This window comes from Streptomyces lusitanus, assembly GCF_042647945.1.
Taxonomy (GTDB): Bacteria; Actinomycetota; Actinomycetes; order Streptomycetales; family Streptomycetaceae; genus Streptomyces; species Streptomyces pseudogriseolus.
Genome location: NZ_JBHRWL010000015.1, coordinates 82,937 through 97,990, shown reverse-complemented (window position 1 = coordinate 97,990; position 15,054 = coordinate 82,937). Strand labels below are relative to the sequence as shown.

Genomic DNA, 15,054 nt, shown 5'->3' with positions numbered 1-15,054 from the left:
CCGGTCCCCGCCCCGAACCAGATCGCCCCCGCCGGGCCCGCCCGGGGGACGCCGCGCGGCCCGTGCGACGGCCGGGCGGGCCGGGTTTGACGCACCGCACGGCGGCAACCCGCGCGGTGTGACGACGACATCGCAGGAGGAGCTGTTCCGGTTCCTGGAGGACCGGTTCGCCTGTGCCCAGGCCTGCACCGAGTGCGCCAGGGCCTGCGCGACCCGGGCCGGCCTCGTGGACCCCGACGGCGCCGAGAACCAGGAACTCGTACGACGCAAGGGCATCATGTGCGCGGAGGTCTGCGACGCGACCTGCCGGGTGCTGTCCGAGCAGAACCAGGCCGACGAGGCCACCATCAGGATGCAGGTCGAGTGGTGCCGCCAGGTGTGCCTGGAGAGCGCCCAGGTCTTCGACGGGCACCCCGGCGCGGAACGCACCGCCGAGGCCTGCCGCGCCTGCGCCCGGGCCTGCACGGAATTCCTCGCCACCCTCAACTGACCCACCCCTCCGCCCCACCCCGGCCGCCTCCCGGCCCCGTACAAACTCGGGCGAGGTGTCGCCATACTGGACGAGACAGGGGGAGGCCGGACGGACTACGACGGGGGCGGCGTAGGACATGGGGGACGAGACACGGCTGATCCAGGGCCGGTACCGGCTGCTGGACCGCATCGGACGCGGCGGCATGGGGGAGGTCTGGCGGGCGCGCGACGAGTCGCTCGGCCGGCAGGTCGCGGTGAAGTGCCTCGACCCGCTCGGCGCGCAGCGCGACCCGTCGTCCGGGCGGGTGCTGCGCGAGCGGTTCCGCCGCGAGGCGCGGGTGGCGGCCTCGCTCCAGCACCGCGGGATCACCGTGGTGCACGACTTCGGCGAGTCGGAGGGCGTGCTCTACCTGGTGATGGAGCTGCTCCAGGGCCGTGACCTCAGCCGGCTCCTTGAGGACAACAAGCACCATCCGCTGCCCGTCGACGAGGTGGTCCAGGTGGCCGCGCAGGTCGCCGCCGCCCTCGCCTACACCCACGACCAGGGCATCGTGCACCGCGACCTGAAGCCCGCCAACATCGTGCGGCTCGACGACGGCACGGTGAAGATCTGCGACTTCGGCATCGCCCGCCTGGGCCACGACATCGGCTTCACCTCCCGGCTCACCGGCACCGGCGTCGCCATGGGCACCCCGCACTACATGTCGCCGGAGCAGATCGCCGGGGAGGAGGTCGACCGGCGCAGCGACCTGTACTCCTTCGGATGTGTGCTCTACGAGATCGCCACCGGGGCGCCGCCGTTCGACCTGGACGACGCCTGGGCGATCCTCGTCGGGCACCGCGACACCCCGCCCGTGCCCCCGCGCCGCCACCGCGCGGAACTGCCCGGGCGGCTGGAGCGCGTCATCCTCGACCTGCTGGCCAAGGACCCGGACGACCGGCCGGACAGCGCCGACGACCTGGCCCGGCGCATCGAGGAGTTACGGTCCTCGCCGGTCCTCGCCGGGCGCCTCGCCCTGCCCGGACCCGCGGGCGGGCCGTCCACAACCCTGCCGGCCGGCCCGGCGGGACGCCCCGCGCGGGTGCCGTCCTGGACCCGCGGCGACAACGCCGCCCGCGCCGCCGGAGCCGCATCACGCGACACCCCCGGGCCCACCCCCTCGCCGACGGTGCTGACCGCCCTCGCCGAGCGCCACCACACCGCCCTGCGCCGGGGCCGCCTCGGCCACTGGGAGGAGGCGGGCGAGCTGCACGCCGAGGTCGCCGCCGAACGCGAGCGCCTGCTCGGCCCGGAGCACCCGGACACCCTCGCCAGCCGCTACGAGGTGGCGTTCACCCTCAGCCGCACCGGCCGGCCCGCCGACGCCCTGCGCGCCTACAAGCAGGTCGCCGAGGCCCGTATCCGCGTCCTCGGAGCCGACCACCCCGACACGCTCGCCGCGCGCCAGGAGATGGGGTACGTCCTCGCCCAGCTGGGCCGCCCGGCCGATGCCCACCGCGTGTACCTGTCGGTGCTTCAGGCGCGCGAGCGGACCATGGGCCCCGACCACCCCGACACCCTGCGCTGCCGGCACAACCTCGCCTTCAACCTCAGCAGACTCGGCCGCCTGGAGGACGCCCACGCCACGGCGTGCGAGGTGGCCGAGGCGCGCGCCCGGGTGCTCGGACCGGAGCACCCCGACACCCTCGTCACCCGGTGCGAGGTCGCCTACGTCCTCGGCCGCCTGGGCCGCTGGAAGGAGGCCCTGGAGACCTACCGGGACGTGGCCGTGATCCGCACCCGCGTACTCGGCCCGGACCACGCCGACACCCTCGCCGCCCGGCACGAGGTGGGCGTCGGCCTCGGCCGCCTCGGCCGCGCCGGGCAGGCCCTCGACGTGTACCGCCGCCTGGTCGCGGACCGCACCCGGGTGCACGGTCCGCTGCACCCCGAGACCCTGCGCGCCCGGCACGGCGCCGGCGTCAGCCTCGGCCGGCTCGGCCGGTGGGCGGACGCTCTCGCCGAGTCCCGCGAGGTGGCCGCCCTGCGCGAGCGGGTACTCGGCGCCGACCACCCGGACACCCTGGTCAGCCGCCGCGAGGTCGCCGTCGCCCTGGGCTGGCTGGGCGACTGGGCGCACGCGCTCACCGAGTACCGGCGGGTGGCCGACGCGCGGGAGGGGATCCTCGGCGCGGACCACCCCGACACCCTCGCCGCCCGCGAGGACGAGGCCCACTGTCTGGAGCGCCTGGGCCACCTCAGGGAGGCGGCGGACCTGTACGGGCGGGTGGCGGCGGCGCGCGGACACGGCCTGGCCGGAGGCGCGTAGTCCGTTTCCCTGCGGGTCCTGCCCGTTCCGTGCCCGGTCCCCTCTGGCCGCGGACGATCATCACGTGTTACGAAGAACCATGACCGCAGCTCAGGAGTCCCGGACGTACGACGTCGTCATCGTCGGCGGAGGCCACAACGGCCTCGTCGCCGCCGCCTACCTCGCCCGCGCCGGGCGCTCCGTACTGGTGCTGGAGCGGCTGGACCACACCGGCGGCGCGGCGATCTCCACCCGCCCCTTCGCCGGCGTCGACGCCCGCCTGTCCCGGTACTCCTACCTGGTCAGCCTGCTGCCCCGGAAGATTCTCACCGACCTCGGACTCGACGTCCGGCTCGGCACCCGCACCATCTCCTCGTACACGCCCGCCGAGCGCGACGGCCGGCCCACCGGCCTGCTCGTCGGCGGCGGCGAGGAGCGCACCCGCGAGGCGTTCGTCCGGCTCACCGGCTCCGACCGCGAGTACCGGGCCTGGCAGGACTTCTACGACCTGACCGGCCGGGTCGCCCGCCGGGTCTTCCCGACCCTCACCGGGCCGCTGCCCACCCGTGCGGAGCTGCGCCGCACGGTGGACGACGAGGAGGCCTGGCGGATCCTCTTCGAACAGCCCCTGGGCGTCGCCGTCGAGGAGCGCTTCTCCGACGACCTGGTGCGCGGCGTCGTCCTCACCGACGCCCTCATCGGCACGTTCGCCGACGCCCACGACCCCTCCCTCCAGCAGAACCGCTGCTTCCTCTACCACGTCATCGGCGGCGGCACCGGCGCCTGGGACGTCCCGGTCGGCGGCATGGGCGCGGTCACCGACGCCCTCGCCGACGCCGCCCGCGCCGCCGGGGCCGTCATCGCCACCGGCCACGAGGCCGTGCGCATCGAGACCGACGGCCGCACCGCCGAGGTCACCCACCGCACGGCCGACGGCGAGAGCGTCGTCACCGCGGGCCACGTCCTCGTCAACGCCTCGCCGGAGGAGCTGGCGCGGCTCACCGGCGACACGCCCCCGCCGCACGCCGAGGGCGCCCAGCTCAAGGTGAACATGCTGCTCACGCGGCTGCCCCGGCTGCGCGACAGCTCCGTGGACCCGCGCGAGGCGTTCGCCGGCACCTTCCACATCGCCGAGGGCTACCAGCAGCTGGCCACCGCGCACGACCAGGCCGCCGCGGGCCGGCTGCCCGACGCGCCGCCCTCGGAGATCTACTGCCACTCGCTCACCGACCCGTCCATCCTCGGCCCCGAGCTCGCGGAGCGGGGCTACCAGACCCTCACCCTGTTCGGACTGCACACCCCCGCGCGGCTGTTCGAGCGGGACAACGACGCGGTGCGCGAGGAGCTGCTGACGAGGACGCTGGCCCAGCTCGACGCCCATCTGGCCGAACCGATCGCCGACTGCCTCGCCACGGACGCCGACGGCCGCCCGTGCATCGAGGCCAAGTCGCCGCTCGACCTGGAACGCGACCTCGGGCTGCCCGGCGGCAACATCTTCCACCGCGACCTGTCCTGGCCCCACGCCCAGGACGGCACCGGCCGCTGGGGCGTGGAGACCGCCCACGCCAACGTGCTGCTCTGCGGCGCCGGAGCCGTGCGCGGCGGCGGGGTCAGCGGCGTGCCGGGACACAACGCGGCGATGGCCGTCCTGGAGGCCGGCCAGGCCTGACGGCCCGGCCGCGGTCCGCCTCAGCCGTCCTCCCTGCTCCAGCCCTCCGCCGTCAGCCGGGCCGCGTCGGCGGGGCGGGCCTCGTCGAAGAGCCGCCGCCGGCCCCGCTCGACCCGCAGCCCGTCGACGTAGGCGCCGCGTCCGACGTACAGGCGGTCCGTGGTGTACCGCCAGCGCACGACCAGGCCGGGGGCGGCCGGCAGGTCCGCGGTCAGGTCGTGCCAGACGCGGCCCGACCAGCCGGTGGCCGTGCCCGCCGGGTGCTGCTCGGGCCCGGCGCCGCGCCGCCGCGTCGTGAACGGCACCGGCTGCCAGGTCGTCCCGCCGTCCGCCGAGGACTCGAGGGCCAGGACGTCGGCCTTCGGCTCGGTGTCCCACCACAGCGCGCAGCTCAGCCGGGCCGCGCCGGACGAGGTGTCCAGCGCGGGCAGCGCGAGGGTCGCGGTGGCCGCGCTCGCCATCCCTGAGAACCACGCCGTGCGCCCCCGGGCCGGGCGGACCGGCACCGCGCGGGCCAGCTGGTTGGCGGCGGCCACCCGGGGCGCCGAACCGGACCGCCAACTGCGCACCGGGTGCACGGAGTTGCCGAGGACGACGAGAAACGAGTCGGTGGTCGGGTCGAGCACCAGCGCGGTCCCGGTGAACCCGGTGTGACCGGCCGTGCGGGGCGTGGCCATCGCGCCCATGTACCAGTGCTGGTAGAGCTCGAAGCCCAGGCCGTGCTCGTCGCCCGGGAAGGCCGTGTTGAAGTCGGTGAACATCAGCTCCACCGACTCCGGCCGCAGGATCCGCTCCCGGCCGCGGGCGCCGCCGTCGAGCAGCGTCCGCGCGAGGACGGCCAGGTCCCACGCGTCGGAGAACACACCGGCGTGGCCCGCGACCCCGCCGAGGCTGTACGCGTTCTCGTCGTGCACCTCGCCCCACACCAGCCCCCGGTCCAGTCCGGACCACGGCTTGCGCGCGTCCTCGGTGGCCGCGATCCTCGGCTTCCAGGATGCCGGGGGGTTGTAGCGGGTCCGGCGCATGCCGAGCGGCCCGGTGATCTCCTCGCGGAGCAGCACGTCCAGCTTCCGCCCGGTGACCTGCTCCAGCACGAGCTGGAGCGAGATCAGGTTCAGGTCGGAGTACAGGTACGCGGTGCCCGGCGGGTTGGCGAGCGTCTCGTCGTAGAGGCGCCGCACCTTGTCCTCGTACGTCGGCGCCTCGTACAGCGGGATCCACGCGCGGAACCCGGACGTGTGCGTGAGCAGCTGGCGTATCGTCACGTCCTGCTTGCCGGCCCGTCCGAAGTCCGGCAGGTACGAGGCGACCGGCGCCTCCAGCGCCAGCCGGCCCCGCTCGATCTGCTGCACGGCGAGGATCGAGGTGAACAGCTTGGACACCGACGCCAGGTCGAAGACGGTGTCCTCGGCCATCGCGATCTGCTGGTCCGCCGGGAACTCGACACCGGTGTCCGTCGTCTCGTCGTACGCCTGGTAGCGCACGGCCATGCCGATCGGCCGGTGCAGCGCCACCGTGCGCCCGCGGCCCGCGAGCAGAACGGCGCCCGCGTACCAGGGGTGTCGCGGGGACGGCTGGAGGAACGCCTCGGCGTCGGCGACGAGTTGCTTCAGCGGCCCCGGCAGCAGCCCGGCCTCCCGCGCCGACCCGTGCCGCAGCGCGGGACGGCCCCCTCCACGGGACGAGGCCGCCGCGGCGGCCGGATCGGCGGGCAGCGACGCGAACGCCAGCCCGCCGCCCAAGGCCAGTGCGCCCCGACCCACTTGACGCCGACTCATCCCTCTCGCAGCCGCCATCCGTCCGCCCCTCCCGAGTCCTGTCACCGAGCCGCCTGAAAGTAACTTCCGGAGATCACCGCACCGGATGAAACTTTCCTGTCAGGGGTGCCGGATGTCAATGGCTGTGGACGGAGGGAGCGGTGAACGGCGGGCACGGCCGCCGCGGAGGGGATCAGCCGCGCCGCTCCCGCAGGTCCACGATGCGCCGGATCTTGCCCACCGACCGCTCCAGCGACTCCGGATCGACGATCTCCGCCTCCACCGAGACGCCGATGCCGTCCTTCACTGCCTGCACGATGGACCGCGCCGCCGCCTCACGGGCCGCCGCGTCCGCGCCCGGACGGGCCTCCGCGCGTACGGTGAGCGCGTCCATACGGCCGCGGGTGGTCAGCCGCAGCTGGAAGTGCGGCGCCACGCCCGGGGTGCGCAGCACGATCTCCTCGATCTGCGTGGGGAAGAGGTTCACCCCGCGCAGGATCACCATGTCGTCGCTGCGCCCGGTCACCTTCTCCATGCGCCGGAACACCCGCGCCGTGCCCGGCAGCAGCCGGGTCAGGTCCCGTGTCCGGTACCGGACGACCGGCATGGCCTCCTTGGTGAGCGACGTGAACACCAGCTCGCCCTGCTCGCCCTCCGGCAGCACCTCGCCCGTGAGGGGGTCGACGACCTCCGGGAAGAAGTGGTCCTCCCAGATGTGCAGCCCGTCCTTGGTCTCCACGCACTCCTGCGCGACGCCCGGCCCGATCACCTCCGACAGCCCGTATATGTCCACCGCGTCGATCGCGAACCGCTCCTCGATCTCCCGCCGCATGTCCTCCGTCCACGGCTCGGCGCCGAAGACGCCCACCCGCAGCGACGTGGAGCGCGGGTCGACGCCCTGCCGCTCGAACTCGTCGAGCAGGGTCAGCATGTAGGACGGGGTCACCATGATGACCGACGGCCTGAGGTCCTGGATCAGCGTGACCTGCCGGGACGTCATCCCGCCGGACGCGGGGATCACCGTGCAGCCGAGCCGCTCGGCCCCGTAGTGCGCGCCGAGCCCGCCCGTGAACAGGCCGTACCCGTACGCGATGTGCGCGATGTCGCCGGGCCTGGCGCCCGCCGCGCGCAGCGACCGCGCGACCATGTCGGCCCACATGGACAGGTCGTTCTCCGTGTAGCCGACCACCGTGGGGCGCCCGGTGGTGCCGCTGGAGGCGTGCAGCCGGCGGACCCGCTCGCGCGGGACGGCGAACATGCCGTACGGGTAGTTTTCCCGCAGGTCCGCCTTGGTGGTGAACGGGAAGCGGGACAGGTCGGACAGCGAACGGCAGTCGTCGGGGTGGACGCCCGCCTTGTCGAAGGACTCCCGGTAGAACGGCACGTTCTCGTACGCGTGCCGCAGGGAGTTCCGCAGCCGCTCCAGCTGGAGGGCCCGCAACCCGTCGGGGTCGAGCCGCTCCGCCGGGTCCAGCAGGTCCGCCGCCTCGGTCATCAGGACCTTCCTTTCACCGTCCCATTCCGGACGACCGATCATTCGGTCGCTCACGCCGGGCCCCAGTAACGCAGCCGACCACCCTCCGGTGCAAGAGCCGGGCCTGCACTTTTCCCGGAGGGACGGTGGCGAGGCGACACCCCAGGGGCGCGGGGAACTGCGCGACAAGCCCCCACCGGCCCGCACGCGTCATCCGCACCCCTTCCCGCATCCCCCTCACGCGACCTGTCCGGAGGACACCCCGCTCGCTAGGCTGGCCGCGGACGACAACCGGGAGGAGCACGGACGTGGCCGAGAGCACCACCCAGCAGCGCCCGCTCACGGGCTGGGACAAGCCCGAGCTGGACCTCAGCAACGCACAGTGGCAGTCCGGCAGCAGGGGTCTGGGCGACGTCCAGATCGCCTTCGTGGAGGGCTTCATCGCCATGCGCAACAGTGGCCGGCCGGAGAGCCCGTCCCTCATCTTCACCCCCGCCGAGTGGGGCGCCTTCGTCTCGGGCGCGCGCGAGGGCGACTTCGACCTGACCTGACCCGCCCCCGCGACGTGTGCCGCGCGCTTTCCCGGACACGCGATCGGCGGAGAGCCACGCCGGACCATGAGGGGACGGCGCGGACCGACGCCGTATCCGGAGGCGAGGCACATGAACGACCAGCCGGTGGTCGCGGCGGTGGACGGGTCCCCGGACGGACTGCGCGCCCTGGAGTGGGCCCTGGACGCCGCCCGGCGGCACGGGGCCACCCTGCGCGTCCTGCACGTCCGCACGGCCCCGCCCCGCGCCCGCCAGGACGCGCGGGACGCGGGGCCGCCCGCCGCGGACGACGACCCGGTGCTCACCCAGGCCCGCGCCCGGGTGGACGCGCTCGGCGGCACGCCGTCCGTCGAGTACGTCGTCACCGAGGGCGCGCCGGGCGCGCTGCTGCCCGAGACGGGTACGGAGGCCCGGCTGCTGGTGCTCGGCTCGCGGGGCCGCGGCGGCTTCGCCGGCCTGCTGCTCGGGTCGAACTCCCTGGCCGCCGCCCGGGACGCCGGATGCCCGGTCGTCGTGGTGCCCCGGCCGGGACGCGGCGGCGAGGAGGAGACGACGCACGGGGACGGCCCCGTGGTCGTCGGGGTGAGCACCGACGGACCCGACACGGCGACGCTCGGCTTCGCCTTCGCGGAGGCCGCCGCACGCCGTGCCGCGCTGAGGGCCGTCACCGCGTACCCGTGGCCCCTCCAGACGGTGCTGTTGCTTGGCGAGGTGCCGCCCGCGCAGGCCGACCAGGAGGCCATGGAGCACGAGACGCGTGTCCTCGCCGATGGCCTGCTCGCCCCGTACCGCGAGCGGCACCCGGAGGTCGCGGTCGAGGTCGTGGCGCTGCCGGGGGACGCGGCAGGTCACCTGGTCGGCGCCTCCTGGGACGCCTCGCTGGTCGTGGTGGGCCGCCACCGCCGCCGGCTGTTCGCGCCCGCCCGCATGATGGGCTCGGTCACCCAGGCGGTCCTGCTCCACGCGCACAGCCCGGTCGCGGTCGTCCCGCCCGCACCCGCCGAGGAGTGAGCCGTGGGGCCGCCGGGCCGGGCGCCCGAAGACGGTCACGAGGCCTCCGCCCGACCGTCCGAACCGGGTTCCGGCCACGTACCATGGCGGCATGTCGTTCCTCCGCCGCCGCAGTGCCACACCCGCCGGGCCCGATTTCGACGTACTGGCCATGGACCCGGGCGACTGGCCCGGCAATCTGGGCGCGGGCCTGCTGCCCGCCCCCGACGGAACCTGCCAGGGCGTCTTCCTGCGCTACGACCTGTTCGGCGGCCGCGGCCCCGCGATGATCATCGGCAACCTCCCCGAGGGCTCCGCGGCCCGCGACGTCCCCGAGGGCGAGGTGCCCTTCGAGGTCGGGCAGCTGCTGCTGGCGCTGGAGAACGACGAGGAGGTCACCGTCGTCGGCACGGAGGACGTGCCGGTGATGCAGGGCGACAACCTGCTGATCGTGCGCCGCGTCAAGCTGTCGGAGAGCCGGATCTCCTGCGTGCAGTTCGACCGCAGCGACAACGTCCTGGTGACCATCGCCGCCTGGGACCGCCCGATCACCGACGACCTGTACGCCCTCCTCAAGCCGCTGCCCGCGGAGCTGTTCCAGCAGGGCTGACCCCGCACCCGTACGACGACGGGCGCCCCCGGACCGCACCGGTCCGGGGGCGCCCGTCGTGTCGCGCGCGCTCCCGCGCTACGACGACACCACCTTCACGTCCGCCGCCCGCACGAACCCGACCCGGTGGCCGAACTGGATCTCGTAGTACTGCTCCTCGCCGCGCACCACCTGGTGCGAGGCCGGGTCGAAGGTCACCGCGTAGTAGTACTCGCTCGGCACCTTGCCGCCGGTCACGTACGTCTGCCCGGCGAGCACCCGGTACGGCAGCGGCGACACCGTCTGCGCCGGCACCCCCGCCGGGTAGGCGGCTGCCTCCGGGTACGCGCGCCCGTACACGGGGACGGAGTCCAGGCCCTCGCGCGGGGTGATCACCTTCGCCCTGGCCGGCACGGCGACCGGGTCCTTCGCCGGGTTGCGGAACCAGGCCTTCTGGCCGAGGTACCAGATCGCCGTCCAGTCGCCCCAGCGGCCGGCCACCGCGTACTGCTGGCCCGTGGACACCCGCGAGGACAGGTCGTTCACCCCGGTGGTGGGTGTGGTGCCGAGGCCGATGTCCTTGATCAGCGGGGAGTTCTCGTCGTGGTCTGAGTACAGCCGCACCGCGCTCGACCCGTGCGGGGCGCAGGGCTCCCCGGCGGTCTCGCAGCCGGTGAACACCGGCCGGTGGGAGTCGTAGTCGGGCCGGATCGTCACGACCCCGGACTTCTTCGGCCCCGTGGCCTTCAGCGGGCTGCCGAGCAGCTCGAAGTAGTGCCGCCAGTCCCAGTACGGGCCGGGGTCGGTGTGCATGCCGGGGATGGTGGCCGTGGTGGTGCCCGGCACCGTGTCGTGGCCCAGGATGTGCTGCCGGTCCAGCGGGATGCCGTGCTTGGCGGCGAGGTACTTCACCAGCCGGGCCGAGGACCGGTACATGGCCTCCGTGTACCAGGCGTCCGGGTCGGTGAGGAAACCTTCGTGCTCCAGGCCGATCGACGCCGCGTTGACGTACCAGTTGCCCGCGTGCCAGGCGACGTCCTTGGCCTTCACGTGCTGCGCGATGTGCCCGTCGGTGGAGCGCAGGCTGTACTGCCAGGACACGTACGTCGGATCCTGGACCAGGTCGAGGACGCCCTCCCAGGCGCCCTCCGTGTCGTGCACGACGATGTACCGGATCCGCTGCGAGGCGGGCCGGTTCCCCAGGTCGTGGTTGCCGTAGTCGCCCTCGCCGAACTCCTCGTACGGCGCCGGGATCCACTCGCAGGACACCGTCCGCGGGCACTCCGTGCCGGCCGCCGACCCCTTGCGCAGCCCGGCGCGCTCCAGCGCCGAGGGGTCGGGCGCCAGGTCCGGGCGGGCGTCCAGGGCGACCCGCTGCCCGGCGTCCGTCACCCGCTCCTCGCCGTCCCGGATCACCGCGAACACCTCGTTCGCGTACGCCGTCGCCGAGGCCCGGTCGTCGGCGCCGGAGAACAGCGCCACCGCCCCGTACCAGTCGGCCGGGTCGTCACTGGCCGGCGCGCCCAGCCTCCGCTGCGCCTCGGCCAGCAGGGCGGCGCCGCCCGCCACGTTCGCCGCCGGGTCCTCGCGCAGCGCCTCGGCGTCCAGGCCGGTCAGCCGGGCCGCCCGCGGCAGCGTGGTCAGCCGGTCCGGCAGCTCGGCCGGGTCCGGGCCGAGCTCCGAGGGGCGCAGCGCGGGACGGGCGTCGTCCCCGCGCGGGTCCTCGGAGCCGGTGGCGTGGTGCCCGGCGGAGGCGAGCGCGGTACGCGCGTCCGTCAGGTGCATCGGCCCGTAGCCGCCGGTGACGCTGGGGGCGCCGCCGTGCGCGTCCCAGCGGGACTGGAGATAGGAGACGCCCAGCAGCACGCTCTGCGGGACGTCGTACGCGGCCGACGCGGACGCGAACGCCTGTTGCAGCCGGGCGGTGGCCGGCGGGGCCGGGTCGGGCGCCGCGCCCAGCAGGGGCAGCGTCAGCGCGGCCGCGGCCAGGGCGACGAAAGCGGCCCGTCCGGCGCGTCGGGACGGCCCGGCCGCACGGCCGGGCTCGGTGGCGGGAATTCGCAATGCAGCCTCCTGGGGACGGTCGTGCGACCCGTCAGTGGTACCGGCAGGCCGATGATCCGTCAATCATGCCCAGGAGGGTGCGAATTCCCTTGTCAATCGGGGTACGGCGAGATTTCGTGGCGGGCCCCGGCGGACCTGCGGCGCGTCAGCGGTCTGGACCGGTGGCGACCCGTCCGACCCCGCGCGATGGCCCCATGTCGTCCCTGCCCGCAACGGCCCGTCCCTGCCCGCAACGGCCCGACCCCTGCCCGGAACAGCCCGACTGCCCGCGGCGGTCGTCGCCTGCGGGCAGTCGTAGGGGAGCGGTCGTACGGGACTCGGCGGGGCGGTCGCGCCGCGCGGTCAGCGGGTGCCGACCGCGGCGCGCACGGCCCGCCGGGCCAACTGGCAGTCGTCGTGCAGCCGGCGCAGCAGCAGTCGCTGCTCCTCACCGGACGGCACGCCGCCCGGCTGGCCCACCGAGGGCGCCGGCTCGTGCATCGAACGCTGCACGGCCGTCTCGTAGGTGCGGATCTCCCGGGTCAGCACCAGCATCAGGTTCACCAGGAACGCGTCGCGCGAGGCGGGGCCCGCCGACTGGGCGATCTGGCTGATCTGACGCCGGGCCGCCGGGGCGTCCCCGAGCACGGACCACAGGGTCGCCAGGTCGTAGCCCGGCAGGTACCAGCCCGCGTGCTCCCAGTCCACCAGCACCGGACCGGCCGGTGAGAGGAGGATGTTGGAGAGCAGCGCGTCACCGTGGCAGAACTGTCCCATGCCCTGCCGCCCCGTCGCCACGGCGATGCCGTGCAGGAGCTTCTGGAGGTCCCCGAGGTCCCGGTCGGTGAGCAGACCCAGCTCGTGGTAGCGGTTGATCCGGGCCGCGTAGTCCAGCGGCGCGTCGAACGTCCCGGCGGGCGGCCGCCAGGAGTTGAGCCGGCAGATCGCGCCGAGTGCCGCCCTGATGTCCGCCCGGGGCGGCGCCTCCACCGGGTGCCGCTGGAGCGCCGCCACCCGTCCGGGCAGCCGCTCGATGACCAGCGTGCAGTTGTCCGGGTCCGCCGCGATCAGCCGGGGCGCCCGCACGGGCGGACGCTGCCGGACGAACGAGCGGTATGCCGCTATTTCGTGCCGGATGCGCTCGCTCCACGCGGGGGAGTGGTCCAGTAAGCACTTGGCGACCGCCGTGCTGCGGCCCGTGGTGCCGACCAGGAGGACCGACCGGCCGGTGCGGCGCAGCACCTGGACCGGCGCGAACTCCGGACAGATGCGGTGCACCGACGCGAGCGCCGTGCGCAGCTGCGCGCCCTGTGCGCCGGACAGGTCGAGCCGTCCGCTGAGCGGCTGGGTGCCCGGTCCCGCGAGGCGCCGTGCGTTGCCCGCGCCGAGCACGGGGTTCGCCGGGCGCGCGGGGGCGAGGTAGGGGCCGCTGTCCGACGGACGCGGACGCAGCGGCCGGGGCGGGGCGGACACGGAGGACGATGCTGCGTACATGGGTGATACAGATCCCTTCGTGTGCCTGCGACGTCAGCGCACCACCCAACCCGGCCGCCCGGCCGCACCCTGGGGGAATGCCCCTGCGGCGACGGGGTCGTGGTGGCGCGTTCCTACTCGACACCCGTGGCCCCCTGGCACACCATCTGGCGGACCCTGGCGAACCCTGGCGAATAGTCGCCCGGCATGGCCCACCGGGCTACTGTCAACTCAGCCGAGAACCTGGGGGCTTGACGTGAGCGGACAACCCAACACCCGGCTCGCGGACCTGTTCGGCCTGGCCGGCTGGTCCAAGGGCGAACTCGCGAGGCTGGTCAACCGGCAGGCGGCGGCCATGGGCCATCCGCAGCTGGCGACCGACACCTCCCGGGTGCGGCGGTGGATCGACATGGGAGAGATCCCGCGCGATCCGGTGCCGCGGGTGCTGGCGGCTCTGTTCACCGAGCGTCTCGGCCGTGTCGTGACCATCGAGGATCTCGGTCTGGTCCGGCACGGGCGTACGGGGAAACGGCCACGCGCCGGGAGTGCGGAACATCCCGACGGAATGCCGTGGGCGCCCGAGCGGACGGCCGAGGTCCTCACCGAATTCACGGGAATGGACCTCATGCTCAACCGACGCGGCCTGGTGGGTGCGGGCGCCGCCCTCACCGCGGGCTCCGCACTCAGCAGCGCCATGCACGACTGGCTGCACACCGATCCGGCCCTGACCGCAGACGCCCCCCGTCTGCACGATCCCCTGAACGCCGAACCCGCCGGGTTCGACCGCTACGAGGCCGCCCCCATCGGGTCGCAGGAGATCGAGGAACTGGAGCGCTCCGTGGAGGTGTTCCGCGCCTGGGACGCCGCCCGCGGCGGCGGACTCCAGCGCAAGGCGGTCGTGGGGCAGCTCAACGAGGTGGGCGGCATGCTCGCCTACCATCACCCGCCCCATCTCCAGCGGCGCCTGTGGGGCGTCGCCGCCAACCTCGCCGTCCTCGCCGGCTGGATGTCGCACGACGTCGGCATGGAGCCGACGGCGCAGAAGTACTTCGTCATCGCCGCCCACGCGGCACGGGAGGGCGGCGACCGCCCGCGCGCCGGCGAGGCGCTGTCCCGCGCCGCCCGCCAGATGGTGCACCTGGGCCGGCCCGACGAGGCGCTGGACCTGATGAAGCTCGCCCAGTCCGGCTCGGGCGACCAGGTGCTGCCGCGCACCCGCGCCATGTTCCACACCATCGAGGCCTGGGCGCAGGCGTCCATGGGCAAGGGCCAGGCGATGCGCCGCACCCTGGGGCGGGCCGAGGACCTGTTCGTCTCCGACAGGGGGGACGTGCCGCCGCCGAACTGGATGCAGCTGTTCAACGAGGCGGACCTGTACGGCATGCAGGCCCTGGCGTACCGCACGCTCGCGGAGTTCGAGCCGGGCGCGGCCGTCCACGCCCAGCACTACGCGGACAAGGCGCTGGCCCTGCGGGTGGACGCCCAGCAGCGGTCGAAGATCTTCGACTTCCTGTCGATGGCGTCCGCGTGCTTCATCGCCGACGACCCCGAGCAGGCCGACCGCTTCGCGCGGCTCGCCCTGGTGTCGATGGGCCAGAACTCCTCGCGCCGCACCTGGGACCGGCTGCGCCAGATGTACCGGCTGACCGCCGAGTACGCCTCGTACCCGAGGATCCAGGAGCTGCGGGAGGAGATCGAACTGGCGCTGCCCAAGCCACGCAAGGGCGGCACCGCGAAGGCCTGAGAGTC

11 protein-coding genes are annotated in these 15,054 nt (G+C 74.4%); 7 read left to right on the top strand and 4 right to left on the bottom strand.

All coding sequences use genetic code 11. From position 1 onward, the window contains the following. Positions 1-118 precede the first annotated feature (118 nt). The 3 genes from ACFOSY_RS21200 (at position 119) to ACFOSY_RS21190 (ending at position 4,428) form a co-directional block, all read left to right on the top strand. Positions 119-490 (top strand): ferredoxin, encoded by a 372-nt coding sequence (locus ACFOSY_RS21200; protein ID WP_369154652.1) that lies wholly within the window; start codon positions 119-121, stop codon positions 488-490. A 118-nt stretch (positions 491-608) separates the two neighbouring features. After that, the gene (locus ACFOSY_RS21195; protein WP_394309219.1) at positions 609-2,780 is read left to right on the top strand and encodes a serine/threonine-protein kinase; all 2,172 of its coding nucleotides are present in this window, start codon (positions 609-611) and stop codon (positions 2,778-2,780) included. Positions 2,781-2,859: 79 nt separating this feature from the next. Beyond that, positions 2,860-4,428, top strand: coding sequence for a phytoene desaturase family protein (locus ACFOSY_RS21190; protein WP_394309217.1), 1,569 nt, complete (start codon positions 2,860-2,862; stop codon positions 4,426-4,428). 20 nt (positions 4,429-4,448) lie between these two features. On the opposite strand, the gene ACFOSY_RS21185 is transcribed toward ACFOSY_RS21190, so the two are convergent. Continuing rightward, complete coding sequence (locus ACFOSY_RS21185; RefSeq protein ID WP_394309214.1) at positions 4,449-6,224, bottom strand: serine hydrolase; 1,776 nt, start codon at positions 6,222-6,224, stop codon at positions 4,449-4,451. A gap of 154 nt (positions 6,225-6,378) precedes the next feature. After that, a complete protein-coding gene (gene paaK / locus ACFOSY_RS21180) occupies positions 6,379-7,680 on the bottom strand; it encodes a phenylacetate--CoA ligase PaaK (RefSeq protein ID WP_394309212.1) in 1,302 nt (433 codons plus the stop codon). A gap of 287 nt (positions 7,681-7,967) precedes the next feature. Between paaK and ACFOSY_RS21175 the strand changes: the two genes are divergently transcribed. The 3 genes from ACFOSY_RS21175 (at position 7,968) to ACFOSY_RS21165 (ending at position 9,810) form a co-directional block, all read left to right on the top strand. Beyond that, positions 7,968-8,210 carry a DUF397 domain-containing protein gene (locus ACFOSY_RS21175; protein WP_006133802.1) on the top strand — a complete coding sequence of 81 codons (243 nt, stop codon included), beginning with the start codon at positions 7,968-7,970 and terminating at the stop codon, positions 8,208-8,210. Positions 8,211-8,321: 111 nt separating this feature from the next. Continuing rightward, positions 8,322-9,221: a universal stress protein gene (locus ACFOSY_RS21170; protein WP_394309210.1), complete on the top strand. Its 900-nt coding sequence runs from the start codon at positions 8,322-8,324 to the stop codon at positions 9,219-9,221. Positions 9,222-9,312: 91 nt separating this feature from the next. Then, positions 9,313-9,810 carry a glycosyltransferase family protein gene (locus ACFOSY_RS21165; protein WP_031016733.1) on the top strand — a complete coding sequence of 166 codons (498 nt, stop codon included), beginning with the start codon at positions 9,313-9,315 and terminating at the stop codon, positions 9,808-9,810. 78 nt (positions 9,811-9,888) lie between these two features. On the opposite strand, the gene ACFOSY_RS21160 is transcribed toward ACFOSY_RS21165, so the two are convergent. After that, on the bottom strand, positions 9,889-11,853 hold the full coding sequence (locus ACFOSY_RS21160; protein ID WP_394309207.1) for an N-acetylmuramoyl-L-alanine amidase: 1,965 nt from the start codon (positions 11,851-11,853) through the stop codon (positions 9,889-9,891). Between the two features lie 342 nt (positions 11,854-12,195). Then, the gene (locus tag ACFOSY_RS21155; protein WP_394309205.1) at positions 12,196-13,326 is read right to left on the bottom strand and encodes an aminoglycoside phosphotransferase family protein; all 1,131 of its coding nucleotides are present in this window, start codon (positions 13,324-13,326) and stop codon (positions 12,196-12,198) included. Positions 13,327-13,561: 235 nt separating this feature from the next. On the opposite strand from ACFOSY_RS21155, the gene ACFOSY_RS21150 reads away from it, so the two are divergent. After that, positions 13,562-15,049 carry a DNA-binding protein NsdB gene (locus ACFOSY_RS21150; RefSeq protein WP_394309204.1) on the top strand — a complete coding sequence of 496 codons (1,488 nt, stop codon included), beginning with the start codon at positions 13,562-13,564 and terminating at the stop codon, positions 15,047-15,049. Positions 15,050-15,054 lie beyond the last annotated feature (5 nt).

Coding starts and splice junctions, on each gene's coding strand:
- ACFOSY_RS21195 (WP_394309219.1), top strand. CDS start 609: ATGGGGGACGAGACACGGCTGATCCAGGGCCGGTACCGGCTGCTGGAC.
- ACFOSY_RS21190 (WP_394309217.1), top strand. CDS start 2,860: ATGACCGCAGCTCAGGAGTCCCGGACGTACGACGTCGTCATCGTCGGC.
- ACFOSY_RS21185 (WP_394309214.1), bottom strand. CDS start 6,224: ATGGCGGCTGCGAGAGGGATGAGTCGGCGTCAAGTGGGTCGGGGCGCA.
- paaK (WP_394309212.1), bottom strand. CDS start 7,680: ATGACCGAGGCGGCGGACCTGCTGGACCCGGCGGAGCGGCTCGACCCC.
- ACFOSY_RS21170 (WP_394309210.1), top strand. CDS start 8,322: ATGAACGACCAGCCGGTGGTCGCGGCGGTGGACGGGTCCCCGGACGGA.
- ACFOSY_RS21165 (WP_031016733.1), top strand. CDS start 9,313: ATGTCGTTCCTCCGCCGCCGCAGTGCCACACCCGCCGGGCCCGATTTC.
- ACFOSY_RS21155 (WP_394309205.1), bottom strand. CDS start 13,326: ATGTACGCAGCATCGTCCTCCGTGTCCGCCCCGCCCCGGCCGCTGCGT.